General features: G+C 35.7%; 13 protein-coding genes. 10 read left to right on the top strand and 3 right to left on the bottom strand.

What is annotated here, in order from left to right; all coding sequences use genetic code 11:
- Positions 1-358: 358 nt before the first annotated feature.
- The 9 genes from VB776_RS12965 (at position 359) to VB776_RS12925 (ending at position 18,551) form a co-directional block, all read left to right on the top strand.
- Positions 359-3,628, top strand: a complete 3,270-nt coding sequence (locus tag VB776_RS12965) for a TonB-dependent receptor (protein ID WP_323330307.1) — start codon at positions 359-361, stop codon at positions 3,626-3,628.
- Between the two features lie 19 nt (positions 3,629-3,647).
- Positions 3,648-5,261 carry a RagB/SusD family nutrient uptake outer membrane protein gene (locus VB776_RS12960; RefSeq protein ID WP_323330305.1) on the top strand — a complete coding sequence of 538 codons (1,614 nt, stop codon included), beginning with the start codon at positions 3,648-3,650 and terminating at the stop codon, positions 5,259-5,261.
- Between the two features lie 187 nt (positions 5,262-5,448).
- Positions 5,449-7,647, top strand: coding sequence for an alpha-N-acetylglucosaminidase (locus VB776_RS12955; RefSeq protein ID WP_323330303.1), 2,199 nt, complete (start codon positions 5,449-5,451; stop codon positions 7,645-7,647).
- Positions 7,648-7,741: 94 nt separating this feature from the next.
- Positions 7,742-8,875: an acyltransferase family protein gene (locus VB776_RS12950; protein ID WP_323330301.1), complete on the top strand. Its 1,134-nt coding sequence runs from the start codon at positions 7,742-7,744 to the stop codon at positions 8,873-8,875.
- 558 nt (positions 8,876-9,433) lie between these two features.
- Complete coding sequence (locus VB776_RS12945; RefSeq protein WP_323330299.1) at positions 9,434-10,120, top strand: RNA polymerase sigma-70 factor; 687 nt, start codon at positions 9,434-9,436, stop codon at positions 10,118-10,120.
- A gap of 223 nt (positions 10,121-10,343) precedes the next feature.
- The gene (locus VB776_RS12940; RefSeq protein ID WP_323330297.1) at positions 10,344-11,348 is read left to right on the top strand and encodes a FecR family protein; all 1,005 of its coding nucleotides are present in this window, start codon (positions 10,344-10,346) and stop codon (positions 11,346-11,348) included.
- A 33-nt stretch (positions 11,349-11,381) separates the two neighbouring features.
- Entirely contained in the window at positions 11,382-14,765 is a 3,384-nt protein-coding gene (locus VB776_RS12935) for a SusC/RagA family TonB-linked outer membrane protein (RefSeq protein ID WP_323330295.1), read from the top strand.
- A 27-nt stretch (positions 14,766-14,792) separates the two neighbouring features.
- On the top strand, positions 14,793-16,472 hold the full coding sequence (locus tag VB776_RS12930; RefSeq protein WP_323330293.1) for a RagB/SusD family nutrient uptake outer membrane protein: 1,680 nt from the start codon (positions 14,793-14,795) through the stop codon (positions 16,470-16,472).
- Positions 16,473-16,661: 189 nt separating this feature from the next.
- A complete protein-coding gene (locus tag VB776_RS12925; protein ID WP_323330291.1) occupies positions 16,662-18,551 on the top strand; it encodes a pectinesterase family protein in 1,890 nt (629 codons plus the stop codon).
- Positions 18,552-18,629: 78 nt separating this feature from the next.
- Here the strand turns inward: VB776_RS12925 and VB776_RS12920 are convergent, their stop codons facing one another.
- Positions 18,630-19,010: a hypothetical protein gene (locus VB776_RS12920; protein ID WP_323330289.1), complete on the bottom strand. Its 381-nt coding sequence runs from the start codon at positions 19,008-19,010 to the stop codon at positions 18,630-18,632.
- Between the two features lie 83 nt (positions 19,011-19,093).
- The gene (locus VB776_RS12915) at positions 19,094-19,849 is read right to left on the bottom strand and encodes a hypothetical protein (protein WP_323330287.1); all 756 of its coding nucleotides are present in this window, start codon (positions 19,847-19,849) and stop codon (positions 19,094-19,096) included.
- Positions 19,850-20,026: 177 nt separating this feature from the next.
- Between VB776_RS12915 and VB776_RS12910 the strand changes: the two genes are divergently transcribed.
- Positions 20,027-21,967, top strand: a complete 1,941-nt coding sequence (locus VB776_RS12910; protein ID WP_323330285.1) for a heavy metal translocating P-type ATPase — start codon at positions 20,027-20,029, stop codon at positions 21,965-21,967.
- 17 nt (positions 21,968-21,984) lie between these two features.
- Here the strand turns inward: VB776_RS12910 and VB776_RS12905 are convergent, their stop codons facing one another.
- Positions 21,985-23,631, bottom strand: a complete 1,647-nt coding sequence (locus VB776_RS12905) for a hypothetical protein (protein ID WP_323330283.1) — start codon at positions 23,629-23,631, stop codon at positions 21,985-21,987.
- Positions 23,632-23,651: the final 20 nt, after the last annotated feature.

Here is a 23,651-nt window from a genome sequence, read left to right as displayed (position 1 = left end):
TGAATTAGTGATTTTATTATTTTAAAATCAGAAAACCACAATTCGAAACCAAATTAGTGATTTTAGTTCCGAAATCCGATAACTGAAATCCGAAAGCTAAAGTATAAAAACATTCATCATTTTTCAGTGAAAGTGGCACTCATTCCACAAGAAGACATTGGATAACGAAAAAAGCGAAAACGCAGCCACGTTTTCGCCCAAAGTCGGAGTTCGATTAAAATAAATTTTCCAAGTATCTTATTTAAAACCCCAAAACAAAAGTATGAATCGCAATCCTATTTTCCAAATTAGGCTGGGCTTGCCGTGTATTTCGGCTTCCTGTCGTGGACAAAAACTATCCACTAAATTTTTCAGGGTCATGAAACTAACCTTTATTTTATCATTGACGATATATTTACAGGTAAGCGCTGTAGGGTTTTCGCAGAGGTTTAATTTAAACCTTAGAAATACCGCTATCAATAAAGTATTCAAAGAGATTGAAAAACAAAGCGATTATACTTTTTGGTATAAAACAGATTTGTTATTAAATGCTGACAAGGTATCTATCAATCTAAAAAATGCCAACATTGAAAAAGTACTTGAAGATTGTTTTGCGAACCAACCGCTAGAGTATTTAATCGTCGATAAAACAATCGTCGTAAAACCTAAAAAAGTAATTCCTAAATTAGAAGCTCCTATTGAAATAATTGTACAAACTGTTAAAGGAAAAGTAATTTCTTCTACCGATACCAAGCCATTGGTCGGTGTAAATATTGCCATCAAAGGCACAAGCAAAGGAACAACCACCGATGCTAATGGTGAATTCTCTTTGAATGCTTCAAAAGATGAAACACTTGTTTTTTCATACATCGGCTATAAATCCAAAGAAGTATTGGTTGGTAGCCAAACATTTATTGCGGTTAGCTTGCAAGAAGTAGCGACTTCTTTGGCAGAAATTGCGGTAGTTGGTTATGGAAATCAATCACGAAAAACACTTTCAAGTGCGGTAAGTACTGTAAAAACTGAAGAACTCAACAAAGGAGCAATCACAGATCTTGGACAATTGCTACAAGGGAAAGTTCCCGGTTTGAACATCACTGCCAGTGGCGATCCGAACAAGCCTGCGGCTGTAATTATGAGAGGAGCATCTACCTTGAATAGTGCTCAAGGTCCATTTTATGTGATTGACGGCGTGCCAGGAGCAGATATTTCAACAATTGCACCTGATGATGTTGCCTCAATTGATGTGCTAAAAGATGCAGCAGCTACGGCAATCTACGGAAACCGTGCTGCCAACGGTGTAATTATGGTGACAACCAAAAGAGGAAAAAAAGGACAAACACAAGTATCGTATAGTTCGTTTGTTGGAATTGAAAAAGTGTCTAATAAACTAGATATGATGACAGCCTCTGAATTACGTGCTTTTATGCAAAAATTAAACATCGCTTTTTCTCCAAAAGATGATAAAGGTGCTGATACCGATTGGCAATCGTCTATCCAAAAGAAACAAGCTATTTCTACAAACCACAACCTTTCTGTAAGTGGTGGTGGCGAGCATACTACTTATAGTGCGAGTTTAAACTATGTAAAGAAAGACGGTATTTTGCTAAATAGTTCTTTGGAAAGAGTAATTGCTCGTTTGTCGATTGAACAATTAGCCTTGAAAGACAAATTGAAATTTGCGTTCTCAATCACTAATTCAAGCAGCGATGCTGAGGATATTCCATACAGAAATACTGTTCTTTTACAGTCTGCTTCATATTTACCTGTATCGCCAATTACCAATGCTGATGGTACTTATTTTGAGAATTTAGAAAATACTAGTTATTACAATCCTGTGTCTATGATTAATAATAGCCAGATGAGATCTAAATACAGCAATTTGATTGGTAGCCTTAAAACACAATTAGAATTACCGTTTGGCTTGACGTATAATTTAGACCTTTCGTACATGAATGCTAATACATTACAAGGTACTTATTACAACAAATATTATACAAGCACTTACAATAATATGTATGATAACCCAGACCCAGGTTTAGGTTTTCACTATCAGCAAACATTTGGCTCTAATGGACAAGCAAGTAGAAGTTCGTACCAAAATACTAACAAGATTTTAGAAACTTATTTGACTTGGAACAAAGAGTTTGGCAATCATTCGATTAATGCTGTTGTTGGTTATTCTTGGCAAAACAATAAAATTGGTGATGGTTTCCAAGTAACTACTAGTAATTTACCTGTCGATAACATTGGTTACAACAACTTAGCATTGAGTAATCCTTATGGACTTTCTGGTTATCAGATTAGTTTTGGTCCTGATGGAGTATATCAAGAAACACAATTAATTTCTGACTTTGCTAGATTTAACTACAATTATAATAACAAATATTTATTGCAAGGCTCGGTAAGAAGAGACGGTAGCTCTGTATTTGGGAAAAATAATCAGTGGGGATATTTCCCTTCTGTAGGTGCTGCTTGGAGAATTAGTCAAGAAGATTTTATGGCAAATCAAGACATCTTGAGTGAATTAAAATTAAGAGCAAGTTATGGTGTAACAGGTAATGCTTCAGGTTTTAATGCTTACACGGCTCAATTTATCTCAGGAGGTTTAGGAACATATTATTACAATGGTTCATTGGTAGCAGCTAACGGCCCAACTAAAGCAGCTAACCCTGATTTGAAATGGGAGAAAACAGCTACAACTAACATCGGTTTTGACTTCGCAACTGCCAATAACAAAGTTAGTGGTTCATTAGAATTATACAATAAAACCACCACTGGCATGATATACTCTTATGGGGTAGATCCAATTCTTGTACCTGTAGGAAGTATTGTTGCCAACGGAGGAAGTATTAATAACAAAGGGATTGAATTAACAGTAAATGCAAAAGTAATTAACAAAGGAGCATTCAATTGGGGAACAACAGTTAACCTTGCTCATAACAGAAACGTAATTACAAGTTTGACGAATCCATTATTTGCTGGGGGCGATTCAGTACTTTTATCTCGTCCAGAAGGAGGCGGACAATCGGGACGTTCTTTACAAATTCTTAAAGCAGGCAGACCACTCGGACAATTCTTTGCTTTAGAATATGCAGGGAAAAATGCAACAGGTGTTTCTCAGTTTGTAGGTGCCGACGGTAAATTAACAACTACTCCAACAGAAGGCGTTGATTATAAATACTTAGGAAGTGCTCAGCCAAAACTATTATTGGGTTGGAACAACACTTTCAAATATAAAAATTGGGACTTGAACGTATTTATCAGGGGTGTTTTTGGTAACAAAATTTTCAATGCAACTCGTGCAGATTTATTCAGACCAAACACAGTTCAATATGCTAATATTCTAGCAGATGCAGCCAACGAGTCTGCTTCAGACTACAATGCTTATTTCTATTCATCTCGCTTTATTGAAGATGGTAGTTTTATCAGATTCGATAATGCTACTATAGGTCGCAATTTCAAAAATTTAGGTTCAGCAGTTAAAAACCTAAGAGTTTACGGTTCTGTCAATAACCTTTTTGTGATAACAAAATATACAGGTGTTGACCCAGAAGTAAACCAAGGAGGTATTGCTCCAGGGGTAGATTACAACAATTTCTATCCAAAAACACGTACTTTCTTGATAGGTGTAAATGTTTCATTTTAATTGTTAAAAATTAGAAATTATGAAAAAGTCATATTTATATACATTATTATCAGTGCTACTTTCGGGAGTACTGTTCTCTTGCCACGATTTGGTCGTTCCAGTAACTACAGAACTTACTCCAGACGTTTTTCCGACCAATACCGAACAATATATTTCGGCATCCGGACCTGTTTATGTTGCATTAAGAGGTAATTATGCGGTTGAGCATTTCCAACAGCAATCATACAGTACCGATGAATCTATTATGCCAGCAAGAGGTGGAAACTGGTTTGATGGTGGACAATGCCAAACAATGCACTTCCATTCTTGGACGAAAGATAATAACTTTCTAAATGGTAACTGGACTTGGTTATCTACAACAATTGGCGTTGCTAACCAAACATTAAACATTTTATCGAATGCCATGCCTGCTGGGGCAGTAAAAAATACCAACCTTGCTGAAATTAAAATGGTAAGAGCTTTTGCGTATTTTTGGATGATGGATAATTATGGAAATGTACCAATTGATACAGTGTATGGTGATTTTACGCCAAAAACTAATGTTGCAAGAGCAGAAGTTTTCAAATTTATCGAGAAAGAAATTAATGCAGCAATTCCTTATTTAAGTGAAACGTCTGGTGTGGTTACTTATGGAAGACCAAATAAATGGACTGCTTATGCTTTATTAGCCAAAATGTATTTGAACGCCGAACATTACACTGGTACAAAAAGATATGAAGATTGTATTGCAGCAACCGACAAAATAATCAATTCAGGTTTATTTGCTGTTGAAGCTAGAAGTACTTATTTAAAAATGTTTTATCCAGATAATGGACCTTCTAAAAAGGAATTTATTTTTGCAATTCCTTATGATGCTACATCAACGAATAGTTTTCCTTTCAGGTCAACAAACTTACACTCTCGTTATGCTATACCAAGAAGTATGCGTGCTAAGTTTAAATTACCTTTTACGCCAAGTGGTCCAGAAAGTACTTTACCTGAATACTACGCTTACTTCAACGATGCCAATGATATAAGAAATGGGCAATGGCTTAAAGGATTACAATACATGGACGATGGTACTCCTATTACAGTACAAACAACAAAATTAGGGCTTGACCAATTCTATAAAGGTAGTGATGGTGCTGCTCCAGTTACGTATCATGTAAATTTAACACCAGAAGTAGTGCTTCGTCAGGACGTTGCAGCTTTTGATGCTGGTAATGATGAAATCGCTTGGAATATGGGTTATCGTAACAATAAATTTTATGCAGATGGTACTTCGTTGAGCAGAAATCAAAATAATGATATTCCTGTTTTCCGTTACTCGGATATTCTATTGATGAAAGCTGAGGCTATTTTAAGAGGCGGAACGGCTACTTTAGGACACACTGCTCTTACTTTAGTGAACCAAGTTCGTTCAGAAAGAACTACTTCTGCGGCATTAGCCAGTGTGAATTTAGAATCACTTTATGCTGAGAGAGTAAGAGAATTTGCTTATGAAGGATGGCACAGAAATGATATGATTCGTTTCGGGAAGTTTGAAGATAAATGGGGTTACAAAACAAATGCCGAAACCTATCGTAGAATTTTCCCAATACCAAGAGTAGCCTTACAATTGAATCCAAATTTGAAACAAAATCCAGGCTATTAAAAACAGGTTTAACCACAGGTTTTGAAAAAATCATAACTTGTGGTTAATTAACACGTATATCAATGTTAGTTCAATTCTAATCAGTTTTGTTTATCAAAAATTTAGCGTAATCGTACCCATTTTTTTAAGTTATAAGCTAAACCTTCCGCTAGAGGTTTAGCTTTATAACCCAAACATTATACTCCACATGACTAAACTATCTCAGCCCATTGGCTTCCTCGTGGTCATCTTTGTACTTTTGAGTTGTCATCTGACAAACGCACAACTTAATAAATCAGAAGCCCAAGCACTCATTGGCAGGGTGATTCCTCAGAAAGCACAATTTTTTGTGGTCGAATCATTAGACAGTACTGCACCCAAAGACCTTTTTGAAATAGAAAGCAAGAACCAAAAAATCATTTTAAAAGGAAACAATGGCGTGGCTGTTGCTTCTGCTTTATATTATTACTTAACAGAATATTGCCATTGCCAAATTACTTGGAATGGCGTAAATCTTGATTTGCCCGTAAAACTACCACAAGTTCCTACAAAAATTACCCAAAAAACGCCTTATCAATATCGTTATTATTTGAATTACTGTACATTCAATTACAGTATGTCGTGGTGGAATTGGGAAAGATGGCAAAAAGAAATCGACTGGATGGCGATGCACGGCATCAATATGCCTTTGGCGATTACAGGTGAAGAATACACTTGGCGAGAAGTATATAACGAAATGGGCTTTTCCGACAATGATTTAAAAGATTTTTTCAGTGGTCCAGCATACTTTTCATGGTTTTGGATGGGAAATCTTGACGGTTGGGGTGGTCCACTTCCAGTAAGTTGGATGAAATCGCATAAAGATTTACAAGTAAAAATCGTACAAAGAGAACGTGCCTTGGGTATGAAACCCGTTTTGCCAGCTTTTACTGGACACGTGCCAGCGGCTTTTAAAAAGAAATACCCAAATGCAAAATTAAAAGCTACCAACTGGACAAACGGTTTTGGCGATACTTATATTTTGGATTCAGAAGACCCACTTTTTGCTGAGTTGGGCAAAAAGTTTATCAATAAACAAACAAAACTTTTTGGTTCAGACCATTTGTATTCGGCAGATACTTTCAACGAAAACGAACCACCAACCGACGAACCTGCTTATTTATCGAAACTAAGTGCTAGAATTTATGAAGGAATGCGTCAAGCTGACCCAGATGCGGTTTGGGTGATGCAAGGTTGGCTATTTTATAGTGATAGAAAATTCTGGAAAGCACCACAAATTGAAGCGTTATTAAGTGCTGTGCCGAATGATAAAATGTTATTGTTGGATTTAGCGACCGAAATAGAACCAGTTTGGAAACGAACTGATGCTTTTTATGGCAAACCGTGGATTTGGAATATGTTGAATAATTTCGGGGGAAATGTCAATCTTTTTGGTAGAATGGACGGCGTAGCCAGTGGCCCAGCTTTAGCTTTGAACGACCCAAACTCTAAAAATTTACAAGGAATCGGTTTAACGATGGAAGCCATCGAACAAAATCCTGTAATTTATGAATTGATGATGCAACACACTTGGCAAACTACGCCAGTCGATTTGAACGAATGGTTAGTAAAATATGCTAAGAATCGTTATAAAACGGATGATAAATCTTTAGTTGAAGCTTGGCAAGTACTTCGTCAAACAGTTTATAATGGTAAAGATATTCGTGATGGAGCTGAATCAATTATTACGGGTCGCCCGACTTTTGATTCTACGACTGTATGGACAAGAACCAAGCTCAATTATAAACCCAAAGACTTGCTTCCTGCTTGGGATTTGTTTGTAGAAGCGTCTAAAAAAGGGATAGATTCAGATGGATTTCAGTACGATTTAGTGGATATTACTCGACAAGTATTGGCAAATCATGCTTTAGTTTTACAGAAAAAATGGAAAAATTCTTTCAAAGCAAAAGATACGGCACAGTTCAAAAAGGATTCCCAAGCTTTTATTGATTTGATTGCTGATATGGACGAATTATTAGCAACTCGCAAAGATTTTATGCTTGGTCCTTGGATTAGTTCAGCAAGAAGTTGGGGAAATACACCAGCCGAAAAAGCCCTTTATGAACAAAATGCTCGTGACCTTATCACGCTTTGGGGTGATGCTAACAATCCTTTACACGAATATTCTAACCGTCAATGGAGTGGTTTGTTAAATGATTTTTATAAACCAAGATGGCAACAGTTTTTTGTAGAACTCAACAAAGCTTTAGTCGCAAATCGTGAACCAAATTTGAAAACATTCGATGCTAATATTCGTACTTGGGAATGGAATTGGGTGAAAACACAAAAGAATTTTCCGACTACAACTAAAGGCAACAGCCACCAAGTAGCCTTGAAAATGTACAAGAAGTATCGAAATGAGTTGTGAATGATGAGTGCAGAGTGAGGAGTTTATAATTTTACTCCTCACTCAACATTCACAATTCCTCACTCAAAACTCTTCACTCAAAACTTAAATAATTATGCTCCCCAAAAGACTTGTCTCCTTAGATGCCCTGCGTGGCTTCGATATGTTTTGGATAATGAGTGGCGAACACATTATTCACGCTTTGGCAGAAGCAACCCATATTCCTTTACTTGAGTGGATGTCTGAACAATTACATCATACAGCTTGGAATGGTGTTACTTTTTATGATATGATTTTTCCACTTTTTCTTTTCATTGCTGGAGTTTCTATGCCTTTTTCAATGCAAAAGAAAGTAACAGAAACAGCAGTAAATAGTCCCAACGAATTGCCTAATGCTATTAAAAAACCATTGTACTTGGCAATGGTAAAACGAACAGTAATTTTAATTTTTCTTGGAGTAGTAGTAAACGGACTTTTCAAATGGAATGGTTATGAACAAACACGTATCGCCAGTGTTTTGGGCAGAATCGGTTTAGCTTGGTTTTTTGCAGGAATTATTTACTTAAATTTTAATACTCAGAAACAGATTTTTTGCTTTGCGTTTATTCTGGTTGGCTACTGGCTTATTATGAAATATGTTCCAGTTCCCGGCTTTGGGGCGGGCGTATTGACCAAAGAAGGGTCGCTTGAATCTTATATCGACCGCATTTTATTACCGGGTAGATTACACAGCATCGTTCATGACCCCGAAGGAATTTTATCAACCATTCCAGCCATCGGTACGGCAATGTTGGGCGTATTTACAGCTACTTTTTTAAAAGCAGAGTCAACATTTTCTGCCTACAAAAAAGTACTCTTGATGACCATCGCAGGCTTTGTACTTATTGGATTGGGTTTACTTTGGGATATTTCATTTCCCATCAATAAACGCCTTTGGTCTAGTTCATTTGTTTGCTTTGTCGGTGGATGCAGTATTCTGTTTTTTGCTTTATTTCATTTAGTGATAGACTTGTGGAAATTTCAAAAATGGGCATTGCCATTTGTTTGGATTGGTGCAAATTCCATTCTGATTTACATGGCTTCTGAGGGAATTGTAAACTTTGGATATACCGCTAATTTTTTCTTTGGTGGACTTATTTCGCATACTCCTGTACTTTGGCAACCTGTTTTTACGACTTGCTCAGTTACGCTTACTCAGCTTATTTTATTGTACATATTTTACAAGAAGAAAATCTTTTTGAAGATATAAGTATGAGGACAGAATCAAGAGTAAAATATTGATAATCAAAATGTAAGTTTAAAAATAACTTATTTAAAAGATTGAATTTCCTTTTAAAAGAAATTTGTTGGCAATCCCTTGCCTTATTCGAAACGGCAACCGCAAGGGATTGCCAACAAAAAATATGCTTAATAAACATATTGAGTTCATATTGAATCTTTTGTAGGCTAATCATGAATTTGAACTGCTAATCACTACTCAGATTTTAAAAACGAAAAATAGACTCTAAAAATAGTTCTATACTTATATTTTTCATCAGAAACCTCAAGTTGCATCTTCACCTCGATTCCAACACTCCCCACAAATCTGTGGCATAGATGCTTAATCTTTCTTTTAAAACATCCTCCAGTCCTAAAGTCCTCCAGTCTTGAATCCAAAGTCTATTGTCTTGCTTCTTGAGTCTAAAGTCTAATTTCTAAAAAAAAATCAAAAAAATCCTACATCTACTAAGGGGCTTTTTGATAGATTGTGTCTTACCTTTATATACTATAGAATAATTCAAAGAATTTATTGTTAAAATCATAGCTTATGAATACGCTGAAAACGCATGAATCCATTGACGAGTTAAGTGATTCCGCCATTCCTGAAATTAAGGCATTGGTGGAAGAACAAGAAACGCTACTCGAAGAAAAAACTGCTTTCAGTGATTCTGAGCTTTTTATTCGTAAAGCTTTTGAGGAATCGCCACAAAAAGGCTGTGAAATGCTTTTTAGGCGTTATCATAAAATTCTTTGTAGCCATGCTGTACGTTTTGTGTATTCAAAAGAGCTTGCAGAAGATATTGTGAGTGAAGTTTTTTGTAGGTTTTGGAAAACGAAAGCTTATCTGACAGTCACTTCTTCCTATCGTTTTTTCTTGTTTAGATGTGTTCGTAATGAAGCTTATAATCATATTCGGTCGGAATTTAAGCAATTAGATGAATTGGATTCAGCCATCAATTTTGAATCTTCTTCTGGACAAAGACCCGACAGTATCACGCAATTTGAAGAAGTATTTCATCAGGTAGAAGAATTGGTAGAATCGCTTTCACCGCAATGTAGAAAGGCATTTTTATTAAATCGTTTTGAAGGGAAAAAATATCAGGAAGTCGCCAACGAATTGAATATTTCGATCAAAACAGTTGAAGTACATATCGGAAAAGCACTAGGAATTATTAGAAAAGGTTTGAAGGAACATTGGTTGATTGGGATTATTTATTTGTTGATTAAAAATTAAGGCTTCAACAATAACCCAGTAAATATTAAGAGTATCAGTGAAATAAACTATGCAATTGTGTGATTTGAGCTAAGGCATACCGATAGTTAAATTGAAAATTCATCACTCACAATTCATAACTCTTAACTTACTAAGGGTTTTTTCAAAAAAATGTGTCTTAATTATATAGACCAAAACCTTTTCCTCAACTATTATCCGATTCTATTAAAAGACTTTAGACACAATGAAATTAGCAATAACATACGAATTAATATTTGACCATTTTGCTCGGAAGACTTCACCTTTGCAACGTAACCTCATTGAAGAATGGTTGAAAGATGAAGCCAATGAAGAATTATATTACCAATGGCTTGAAGAATGGGAGAAAAAACATCCTCAATATTTAGCCGAAAGCCAAGAGGCTTTAGATAATTTCAATGCCTTTATCAAAGGAAATCCTCATGACGAATTACCCGAAGAAGAAGTAATTGAACCATTATCTGAAAATAATAATCGCCGAAGAATGAATTGGCTAATTGCCGCCTCAATTGTATTGCTAATAGGTTTAACGACCTTTATTTTTCAAGATAAAATCATTTACCAAAATTACCAAACAACTTTTGGCGAAACACAATCCTTGGTGTTGCCAGATGGAAGTAAAGTAACGCTTAATTCAAATTCATCGCTTCGTTTACTTCGTTGGGGTTTTGGCCAAACTAACAGAGAAGTATTTTTAAGCGGAGAAGCCAATTTTTCTGTAAAACATACTGTTGATAATCAGAAATTTATCGTAAAATCTGCAAACAATTTTGAAGTAGTTGTTTTAGGAACAGAATTTACTGTTTATGCCAGAAAGAGAGGCTCAAAAGTGATTTTGAATAAAGGTAAAGTACAACTACGTTATCAAGAAGGAAAACAAAGTAAAAATGTAATGATGAAACCGGGTGAATTGCTAACACTCGACCGCCACAATCATGTACAAATCAAAGAAACTGCCGAACCGCAAGCTTATTCGGCATGGGAAGATCAACGCTTTGTTTTTGAAGAAACAACCTTAGAGGAAGTCGCCTATTTATTAGAAGAAAATTATGGGTTGCAAGTAGAAATCAAAGGTTCAGAACTTTCAAAAAGAGTGCTGATGGGCTCGTTCAGGGCAGAAAATGTGGATGAACTTTTAAAATCAATCTCAGAATTATTAAACATTAATGTAGTCCGCCAAGGTACTCATGTACAATTGTCGGAATATTAAAAACATTTCCTAAAAACATCTCCTCCATTTATTATGAAAAAACGATTACAAAAGGCCTCACAATTGGGGCTTATGGTCACTCTCATGCTTCTTGGGAAGCAAATCGGGCTTTCTCAAGCTTTGGCAATGGTGCAACAAATGCCTCAAAATTCTCAGGCAGAAAGAACGCCTTCATCAAGTAAAAAATTGAAAGATGCTTTATCTGAACTAAAAAATCAATATAAAGTAGAAATCATGTTTGAACTCAAAACCGTAGAACGTTACATGGTTCAAAACAATACGATTCAGGCTAATACAAGTATCGAAAAAAATCTTGACCGCTTACTTTCTCCTTTTGGACTTACTTATAAAAAGGTAAACAAAACTTCTTATTTGGTGATGGAAGGAAAAAAAGAAAAAGGAAGAGGTGATTTGGGGACGCTCTCTTCCGAAAATAATCAAAATCAGAAAAATATAGAGAGTAATACTGCCAATATTTCCCAATCAGAAACACATTCAAACGTTGTTCCAGAAAATGAAATGGTGTTAGAACAAACCGTTTCGGGGAAAGTAATAGACGAAAAAGGACAAGGTTTGCCAGGAGTAAATATTGTATTAAAAGGAACAAACCGAGGGGTAAATTCTGATGCTAATGGAAACTTTAAAATTGCAGTGCCAGATGAAAAAGCCATTTTGGTTTTCAGTTTTGTAGGTTATACTAACAAAGAAGTATTGGTCGGCAATCAAAAAACAATCAATATTTCATTACAAGTTGATGACAAAACCTTGAATGAAGTCGTTGTAGTAGGTTATGGAACGGTACAAAAGAAAGATTTGACAGGTTCGGTTTCGGTCTTAAAATCTGCTGATATTGTCGCTACTCCTACCAGTAATGCGTTGGAATCTTTACAAGGTAAAATTGCAGGGTTGGATTTGACGAGAAACGACGGACAGGCTGGTTCAAGTCTAAGCTTTACTTTACGTGGAAATCGTTCGTTGAGTGCTTCAAATTCCCCCTTGATTTTGGTGGATGGCGTGCCTTATAGTGCGTCGGCTTTGGAAATAAATCCATCGGATATTAAAACGATGGTAGTTTTGAAAGATGCTTCTTCAACTGCCATTTATGGTACTCGTGGTGCAAACGGTGTTATTTTGATTACAACTAACAGCGGAGCATCTGGCAAAACCAGAATTTCATTCAGTTCATATTATGGTGTGCAAGATAACGCTGGTTTAGGAGCGATTCAAAACGGAGAAGAATATGCAGCTTTTAAAAGAGAAGCTTTCCGCACAAGAGGCATCACAGACGAAACAGCTATTTTTAATCCAGAAGAATTAGATGCTATCAAAAACCGCAAATTTGTAGATTGGAGAGGTGAAATTCTGAAAAAAGGTTCAATCCAAAACCATGAAATTTCATTAAGTGGCGGTTCTGAAAAAACTACTTTTAATATTTCATTTGGTGCTTATGGCGAAAAAGGTTTGTTTAAAAATGACCAATTGACTCGTTACAACGGAAGTGTTGGCGTAAATCATCAATTGTTTCAAAATGTAAAAATTGGTTCAAAGATTTTCTATACTTATCGAGATAACGACGTTCGTCAAGACCCTTTGAATCAGGCAAATAAAATCAATCCTTATGGTACTCCTTATGATGCCGATGGAAATATTATTATTTATCCAGTAGCGGGTCAAAGCTTTAATATTACGCCTTTGGCGGATGAAGTACCGGGTGTTTATACCAATAATTTATTGGAAAAAAGAATTTTCAATACTTCGTATTTGGATTGGGAAATCATCAAAAACCTAACTTTCAAAACGGCTTTTGGTTTGGATATTCAGAATAGTCGCCGAGGATATTATTATGGTGCACAAACCATTACTAGAGCTGGGAATATCTCTCAATCGGGTATCGAAAGTGCCAATACTTTAAATTATACTTGGGAAAATACGCTTACTTATCTAAAAACATTAGGCAAGCATGATTTCAATTTCTTGTTAGGAAATAGCTTTTTGAGTCGTTCGACGGAATCTTTTTCAGGAACAGGTTTTAACCAAGTTTCAGAGACGACTACTTTCTATGATTTAGGTTCAAACTCAGCTCAAGTAGCAATAAAAAGTGGTTTGGTTGAAAGTACTTTAGAGTCTTTCTTCGGCAGAGTTAACTATCAATATAACAGTAAATATTTGTTAAGTGCGAGTTTAAGAGCAGATGGTTCTTCGGTTTTAGCGGCAGGACATAAATGGGGATACTTCCCTTCGGTAGCTTTGGGTTGGAGAATTTCAGAAGAATCATTCATGAAAAATACTTCTTTGTTTACTGATTTAAAATTGAGAGCGAGTTATGGTATTTCTGGAAACTCAGCGATTTCGCCTTATCAAACTTTGGGCGGTTTAGGCAAAGTAACCTATTCTTTCGGCGAAACGGCAGCTTTTGGTTATTATCCTAAAAGCATTTCAAACCCGAATCTTTCTTGGGAAACGACAGCAACGACTAACGTCGGACTTGATTTTGGAATCTTGAATAATAGAATTAGCGGAGCGATTAATTATTACCAAAGTAACACTAGCGATTTGTTGATGCAACGTGTTTTACCGAATACTTCTGGTTATACAAGTGTTTATGAAAACGTTGGAAAAACAGCTAATAAAGGTTTAGAAATCGAAATTTCAACCTTGAATCTTGTCAGCAAATCTCCACAAGGTTTAAAATGGTCAACAGATTTTACTTTCTCAACTAACAAAGAAGAAATCGTAGCATTAACTGGCGGTGCTGAAAGAGATTTAGGAAATGGTTGGATTGTTGGTCAGCCGACACAAGTATTTTACGATTATAAAAAAATTGGTATTTGGCAATTGGGACAAGAATCTGAAGCCGCAAAATACGGACAAGTACCGGGCGACATCAGAGTACAAGATGTAAATAATGACGGAAAAATTACACCAGATGCCGATAGAATGGTTGTAGGAACACCTCGACCAAACTTTAATCTTGGCGTAAATAATAACTTTAGCTACAAGAATTTCGACCTTTCAGTTTTCTTCTTTGCTCGTGAAGGACAAATGATTAGAAGTGAGGCCAGCGGAAATTATAAAATTGATGGTAGAGAAAATGGACCAAAAGTAGATTATTGGACACCAGAAAATCCAACGAACAATCACCCTCGTCCAGACATGAACAAAAACCAAAATAGTAGCTTCATGAGTACGCTTTATTATGTGGATGGTTCATTCTTGAAAATCAAAAATATTTCTTTAGGCTACGAAATTCCTTCAAAAATCAGTAGCAAATGGGGCATTTCGAAAATTAGAGTTTACACAACCATGAGAAACTACTTTACATTCAGCAAGTTAGCACCTTACGACCCAGAACGTGGCGGAAGTTTAGCTTTCCCAATGACGAAGCAATTGATTTTCGGTTTAAATGTTAATTTTTAATTTCTCGATTTTTTAAAATATAGAATTATGAAAAAGATATTCACATTCATGATAGGCGTTTTTGCTTTCGGGCTGTCGTCATGTTCAGATTTTTTAGATGAAACAAACAAAAGTGGATTAACAGGCGAAACTTTTTACGCTACAACCACGGGGATAGAATCTTTAGTAAATAGCACTTATACTCCATTACGTTTTTGGTACGGCAAAGAAGGCGGTGCAACGATGACGGAATTAGCCACCGACCTTTTCTTGAAAGGTGGCGACTGTCACCATCCAGAAATTGCGGATATGAGTGCCAACTTCAACAGTCAAAGTCCAATTATACAAGTATATTGGAGTAGATTGTATGCGGCAATCAATTATTGTAATACAGCAATTGAAGAAATTCCAAAATCTCCTTTGCCAGAAGCGACTAAAAAACTGCGTTTGGGCGAAGTATATTACCTTAGAGCGATGTACAATTGGCTCATTGTAGAAACTTGGGGTGGCGTACATTTATCGACAAAACCAACAATTGGCGTACAAACTACTTCTACAAAAAGCTCTGTTGATGAGTTTTACAAAGTAATTTTTGCTGATTTAGATTTGGCAATTTCTAATCTTGCAGGAAGAGTAAACCACGAAGGAGGAAGAGTAACCAAACCAGCAGCCGAGGCATTTAAAGCAAGAATGTTGCTAACTCGTGGACAAAATGCAGAAGCAGCCGCTTTGGCGAAAAAAGTAATCAATGATTATAATTTCAAGTTGTACAGCGATTATACAGCACTTTGGGACATCAATAATAGCGAAGGTTCGACGAATTCAGAAGTGATTTTTTATGTGAATTATTCGGCAGATAATTTATTGAATCCTGCTGATTTGGAATTTGATGGAAACTCAACTGCCAACGCTTTCCGTCCAGAAGGTGGAAATCAATTACACTTGATGTTTACGCCACGCTATGATTTTCATGCAGGAATGATTTTGGATATTCCCAACAGTATTGGTTTCCAACGTTATGCTTGTACCAGAAGATATTTAGAGCTTTTCAATAGCGATATTGACCAACGTTACGATGGTACTTTCAAAGAAGTATGGAAAGCAAATGGTGGTAAAATTGGGGTTTATACCAATATGATTCAGGGCGATACGGCTGTTTATTGGAGTCATAAAGCATTGTCTTCAAGCTTCAAAGCAAGTAAATCCTTGAAATATGAAGTGAAAGACATCAATGATTTGTATAATCCTGATCAATCTTTAGTAGATTTCCGTAATTTCATCGAAATGCACAAGCACAACAGCACAACAGATAGAACGGCAATTTTTGAATTTAGAAGTAAAAGAGATGCTTTCGTAACAAGAATTGCTGAAATGTATTTGATTGCTGCTGAGGGAGAAATGAAAGCGGGCAACGCAGCCGAAGCGGTAAAATACATGAATTTATTGAGAACGAACCGTGCCAAAGCTGGTCGTGCAGCTGATATGCAAGTAACGGTGAGCCAAATGAATATTGATTTTGTCTTGGAAGAACGTGCCAGAGAATTAGGAGGAGAATTATTGCGTTGGTTTGATTTGAAAAGAACAGGTAAATTGGTGGAATATGTAAAAGCGTACAATCCCAATGCTAAAAGTAACATCAAGGATTTTCAAGTATTAAGACCAATTCCTCAATCTCATCTTGATGTAATTACCAATAAATCTGAATTCCCACAAAATCCGGGATGGTAAGATAATGGTGAATGAGTGAATTGTGATTTAGTGATTTCTTTTTCCAAAAGAATCTAATGCTTTGTTTACGGTTTGTAAAATTCCGCAGGCAAGGCATTAGATTTTATAGTGTATTTGCCTTTAAGTACAAAGAACTATTTTAATTAAACCTATAAGGATTTACAAATCCTTATAGGTTTACAAAATTCTATGAAAACAAAACAAAAGTATTTTTTCATCATTGTATTACTCCTGACATCTTTCCTAAGTAATAGTCAAGCCCTCAAAATTCAGCATGATTTGGTGGTAGCAAAAGACGGTTCAGGCGATTTCAGATATATTCAAGATGCTATTGATGCTGTTAGGGTTTATTTGCCCAATCAAATTACGATTCGTATCAAAAAAGGGATTTATAAAGAAAAAGTAACGATTCCGAGTACACTGAGTAATATCGCCATCATTGGCGAAGACAGTACGGTTATTTCTTACGATGATTTTTCTGGCAAAGGAAAAATGGAAACCTTTGATTCTTATACGCTAAGAGTTTTGGGAAATGACATTACTTTAGAAAATCTAATCATCGAAAATACGGCTGGAAGAGTTGGGCAAGCCGTTGCACTTCACATTGAAGGCGACCGCTGTGTGATTCGTAAATGCCGTTTCTTGGGGAATCAAGATACCATTTTTGCTGCGGGAGATAATGCTCGTCAGCATTTTGTAGATTGCTATATTGAAGGAACGGTCGATTTTATTTTTGGTCCAGCAACAATACTTTTTGAAAATTGTATCATCCACAGCAAAGCCAACGGTTATGTAACAGCGGCTTCAACACCAAAATGGGTGAATTATGGTTATGTTTTCAAAAATTGTAAATTGACTGCTTCATCGGATGTGAATAAAGTATATTTAGGTCGCCCGTGGAGAAGTTTTGCCAAAACAGTTTTCATCAATTGTGAAATCGGAAAACATATTTTACCAGAAGGTTGGGATGCTTGGGGAAAAGCAGAGAATGAAAAAACAGCCTATTATGCAGAATACAAAAATACGGGCGAAGGGGCAAAAACTTCATCAAGAGTAAAATGGTCACATCAGCTTTCTGAAGCAGAAGCAAATAATTATACTGTAGAGAATATCTTTTCAGGAAAACCGAATCCCGCTTTCAATACTTTCTGGAATCAAGTCTCACATTTGGGCATTACAGGAAAAGTAGATACTTCTTACAATAATTATACAGCGTATTTAAACAGCAAAAAATCGCACCCAGTAACGACGATTGTTCCAGAAAAAATCTTAGCAACAGTTTCAGAAAAGTATGAGATTCCTTATGGGAAAATCGGAAATAGAACTTTATTATTAGATGTTTTTAGTCCGACAAAAACATCTCAAAAACCTTTGCCTGCGGTGATGATTATTCACGGCGGCGGCTGGCGAACAGGCAATAGAACGCAACATTATCAATTAGCCAGAAGATTGGCTGAATTAGGTTTTGTTTGTTTTACGCCAGAGTATCGTTTATCGACAGAAGCCTTGTATCCAGCAGCCGTTTATGATTTGAAATCGGCATTGCGTTGGATGCGAGCCAATGCAAAAACTTATAACATTGACCCTGATAAAATTGCTACTTTAGGTTTTTCTGCGGGCGGAGAATTATCAGCTTTTATGGGCGTAACGGCTGAAAATCCAAGCTTTGAGGATACAAATGGCAATTTGAATTACTCTTCAAAAGTACAAGCTGTGGTAGATATTGATGGAACGCTTTCTTTCGTACATCCAGAATCTGGTGAAGGCGATGATAGCAGAAGTACTTCGGCGGCTACTTATTGGTTTGGAATTCCTAAAAAAGACAATCCACAACTTTGGGATGAAGCTTCGCCATTGTACCATGTTGGAGCAAAAACGCCTCCGATTTTATTTTTAAATAGTTCGGTGGACAGAATGCACGCTGGAAGAGATGATTTTAGAAAGGTTTTGGATCAATATAAAATTTATTCAGAATTACATACTTTTGCCGACGCACCACATTCTTTCTGCTTATTCAATCCTTGGTTTGAACCAACGGTTAAGTATGTTTCTGAGTTTTTGAAGAAGACTTTGAAGTAATATTGAACTTTAAAAAGTTTTGTTATCTCATCCTTAATACTCAATAACAGTTTAAGGATGAGATTCTAAATAGGTATTTCATTTCAACTTTTTCACCATCATGAAGGTATGTCGAGGTTCACCAGTAAGCAAGGTAGAACCACCGCCAACCGAAGTATAAGCAAGCGAAGCATTTAATAATTCATAGCCTTCTTCATTCAGTTTATTCAAGACCTTTATAACGGGCGTATAGTCATCACGTGTATCCGTATCTAACTTTTTCCATTCTGTTTCAGTACTTGGTTCTGAACCTTTGGTTACTCTAATCATTTTTCTTTTCCCTAATTGAATAATATCAACAATTGCATATTCTTCTGTTCTTCCTTGGGGAACATCGGAAGTTTGACGAATAAACGAGGATAGTCCAATGAATATCGTAAGCAGTGAAAATACCGCAATGAGTAATGATTTTGTTTTCATCTTTGTAAGATTAAAGTACATGTTTTTTTATAGACGATTTAAATACTTTATTTATTTCATTGATAACATTTATACTCGTAATATTAAACAGATTTTTTCCTCTTCCGTTCGTTAACAGCCTTCGCACTCACCCAGAAAAGTATAAATCCTGAAAGGATGGTAAGTAATCCAAAAATCGAAAAAGCACGCAACAAGTAATTGGAAATATTATCTCTACTTTCAAAATCCATGGTGTGCATCATCCATAGAAAATCAAAAATTCTCCATTTTTCATTCCTAAATTTCTGAATTGTTCCTAATTCTGTGGCAACGTAAACTGTTGTTTTGCTCGGATGTTCAAAAGTAATGGCATAAGCTGGTAAAGCTTGTTCACGGTATTCATGGTGTCCGTTGGTAGAGGTTAAATACTCTACCTTATTGACTTTGGCATCTTCTGCAAAACCTCTTTTTGCTACTTCTATCGCTTCTTCTTTCGATAAAGCTGGTCTAATTTTACCCGTTTCAGCATCTGCTAATTGGATTTTCTTAGCTCTATCATGTTCTTGCGAGTAAGTGATCCGATAAGTAGCTTTCCCTAAAATTTGGATGAGTTGTATATCAAAGATGAAATTGACAGAATCCTTTTGCTTTATTTGTTGAATAACAGTTTGTGGATTTGCCAAAGTAATATTGGCACTGAGTGGATGAATATGAGCTTTTTGGTGGTCGCCATGTATTTCATCCATATCCGACCAACTGAAGTACAAACCTCCAATCGTCCAGAATAAAAATTGAATACCAAGTACCAAACCTAAGTAACGGTGTATTTTACGAATGCGAAAATGGAAAGATTTTTTCAAAAGCGATGCTGTTAAATGATATTTTTAAAAATACTCAGAAATGCCTTTGTTTAATATTTTAGAGTGTCAATATTTACAAAATTTCCTGATTCTCAATTTATTTTTCCTTTTTGATTCCCTGTTGCACTTCCTTTTTCTCTAATTTACTGCCCTAATCCTTATACTTCATCTAAAATTATGTGCGACCAACATTCAACCATACATCATCATGAACATGTTGATCATGAAGAACACAATCATTCTGAACATAACCATAATGAAAATTATGACTGGCAAGAGTATTTTCCAGCCATAATTTCTGGACTTTTGTTATTACTTGGAATTCTACTGGATAATCTCAACGTTTCATTTTTTAATTCCGAACTTCGTTTTATTGGCTACTTAATTGCCTATTTACCAGTAGGTTTTCCTGTTCTTAAAAGTGCGTTCAACAGTATCAAAAGAGGCGATATTTTTAATGAGTTTTTCTTGATGGGTTTAGCCACTGTTGGAGCTTTTGGCATTGGTGAATATCCAGAAGGCGTTGCTGTAATGCTATTTTATACCATCGGCGAGCTGTTTCAAGGAGCAGCAGTAAAGCGTGCCAAAGGCTCAATCAAAGCTTTATTAGACGTTCGTCCTGATAAAGTTTCGGTGAAAAGAGATGGAGAAATTGTCATTGCCAATCCAGCAAAAGTATCAATTGGAGAGATTATCCAAGTAAAAGCAGGTGAAAAAGTAGCTTTAGACGGAATCCAAATGACTGAATTTGCTACTTACAACACGGCTGCATTAACGGGCGAAAGTATGCCAGAAAACAAACAAAAAGGAGAGATTATTCTGGCAGGCATGATTAATTTGGAAACCCTTTCTGAAATTCAAGTTAATACTACTTTTAAAGACACAAAACTTTCGAAAATTTTGGAAATGGTGCAAAATGCAACAGCCCGAAAATCACAAACACAATTATTTATTTCAAAATTTGCTAAAATTTATACGCCAATTGTCTTTGCTTTGGCGGTTTTGATTACTTTACTCCCTTACTTTTTTGTCGAAAATTACCTTTTTCAAGATTGGCTTTATCGTGCATTAGTGTTCTTGGTAATTTCTTGTCCTTGTGCTTTGGTGGTTTCTATTCCACTTGGATATTTTGGTGGCATCGGGGCGGCTTCACAACATGGGATTTTGTTCAAAGGGGCTAATTTTCTGGATGTGATGACCAAAGTAAATGCCGTGGTAATGGACAAAACAGGTACGCTTACTAAAGGAAATTTCAAAGTTCAAAGAGTAGAAATTTTTGGACTTGAACAAAGAAATGTTTTAGAAATGGTAGCTTTATTAGAAAGTAAATCAAGCCACCCAGTTGCTAAAACGATTGTGGATTATGTAAAACCTACTTTGTCTGAAAGTAATCTAAAAGATTTTAAGGAAATTTCAGGACATGGTCTAATCGGTAAAATAGCTGATGATGAAGTAATGGCAGGGAATTTAAAACTATTGAAAAAGTATCAAATTTCATATCCAATTGCATTAGACAATATCGAGGAAACCATCGTGGCAATAACCTATAATAAAGTATTTGTTGGTTATATATTAATTGCTGATGAAATAAAAGCTGATGCTAAAGATACTATTGCCAATTTGCAAAAGCTTAATATTAAAACTGTTATGCTTTCGGGAGATAAAAAAGTGGTTGTGACAAAAGTTGCAAAAACTTTAAACATCACGGATGCCTTTGCTGAATTATTACCCGAAGATAAAGTTCAGCAATTACAAAGCTTAAAAGACCAACATTTTACAGTTGCTTTTGTGGGAGACGGCATTAATGATGCACCTGTAATTGCATTATCAGATGTGGGTATTGCAATGGGCGGGCTAGGTTCAGATGCTGCTATCGAAACTGCTGATGTAGTTATTCAAAATGACCAACCTTCTAAGATTGTTACCGCAATTCATATTGCTAAAGCTACCAAAATGATTGTCTGGCAAAATATTTCTTTAGCTTTTGGAGTAAAAGTATTAGTGTTAATTCTTGGTGCTGGCGGACTGGCAAATATGTGGGAAGCCGTTTTTGCGGATGTCGGTGTAGCTCTTTTGGCGATACTGAATGCCGTCAGAATTCAAAGAATGAAGTTTTAAATAAAGTAGGCTTGAACCTAAAACTTAGGTTCAAGCCATAAAGCTGTTAAGAGCAAAACAATCAGTAAATACCAAAACCATTCGGGCATGGTCGTTGAAAATACTTCAGTAGCATTTGCTGCATTACTGATTCCACTTTCGCTTAAATAAGGTTTAATTATTTTAGACTTTGCTAAATTATTATTTCCTTCTTCTACATAGATTGACAAGCTATCTTGAAAAGTATTCCAGCCAGATTTTCTAAAAGTATATTTTGCCACAGCAGACAGCGGATTTATGCCTGACTGCATTGTAGCAACGGTATCTTTTTCTACAAAAATCAATTCTTCTGCACTTTGTTTTGTGTTGATATTGCTTTTAATATCTGTAAAAATCGGTGCATCAACCTTAATATTATCGTTAGATGATGGATACAATGTTTGAAACGTACTTTGCCAAATTCTTGAATAAGTAATGCTATCGCCACTCAAGATCAAAGGAAAACTTTCGTTTAAAAGGCTCACTCCTACTTTCCCAAATCTCTTTTGAATGGCAATTGGATATTCAGCAATATTTTTCTGAAAAGATGTCGCTTCAAATTGATATGAATGTGCTGTTAAATCTTGTGAAATTACTCGATTTTCTTGGTTTGAAATACGTTTTACTTTCCATTTTGTACCCAAATTTTGATTAATATTTCGCACGTCAACATCTGGATTTTCTATATTGATAAATAACACACTTTTGCCATCCGAAAAAGCCTTTTTCACCAAAGCATTGCCTGCATTCGATGGGTCAGTGATGATTATATCAGGAATAAATTTCTTAGAAGAATTAATCGAAAATGTACTTTGGGTATTTTTGGCAACTGTTGTAACTGTTTCTACTTTGTTGCCATTTTTTCCGAGCCAATCAGCCAAGGTTTTACTTTCAAAGTCGGGATTACTGAGGATAAATAAGAAATTGTGTGGCTGATTTTTCAGACTGAAGTAATTGATTTCTTTCAAAGGCTTGTCGCCTAGTGCTAAATTTATCGTAGTTTTTCCAATAGAAAAATTGGTGAAATTCAATGTAAAAGCATTAAAACCCTTTGTAAGTTTGATACTATCCAAAACCTGATTGGCGAGCTTTAATCGAAGTATTTGTGAAACTGAAGAGTATATTTTTCCGTTAATTTGCTGAATTTCACCTTGATGAGTAATGCCATTCCAATGAATTTCTTGTAATTCATCTTCTTGAAAAAACGGAATCCAATGAATAGCATGTTGCTGTATTTTACTGAGTAATTCTGGCGAAGCATCTTCTCCCAATAAATAAATCTTACCAAGTTGATTAATCAGTTTTCGATTATCAATTACTTGTCTATTAAAAGATTTCTGAGAAAATACTTCTGTGATTTTTAGACTATCCTTAACCCTCTGAATAGCTGATTGAGGAACATTTTCACTTACCAACAGTACTTTATTGCTATCTAATTCTTTTTCAATACTTGGATTGATAAAGAGCAAAACGACAACAGCCCAAAGAGAAATATTCAATACAATTTTTAGCCAAAAACGTAGTTGAGAGATGGATTTATTTCGTTGTAACGCAAAAATTTGGATACACAGTAAAACCAACAAGGCTATCACAATAAGCCAGTCGAAAGTACTGAAAGTATTAATGTTAACAAGATTTAATATCATTGATGAATTTTATTTGGTCT

Origin of the sequence: Arcicella gelida, from assembly GCF_034931025.1 — a bacterium.
Lineage (GTDB): Bacteria > Bacteroidota > Bacteroidia > Cytophagales > Spirosomataceae > Arcicella > Arcicella gelida.
The sequence above is the reverse complement of the archived record's forward strand: the minus strand, read 5'-3'. Positions and strand labels throughout refer to the sequence as shown.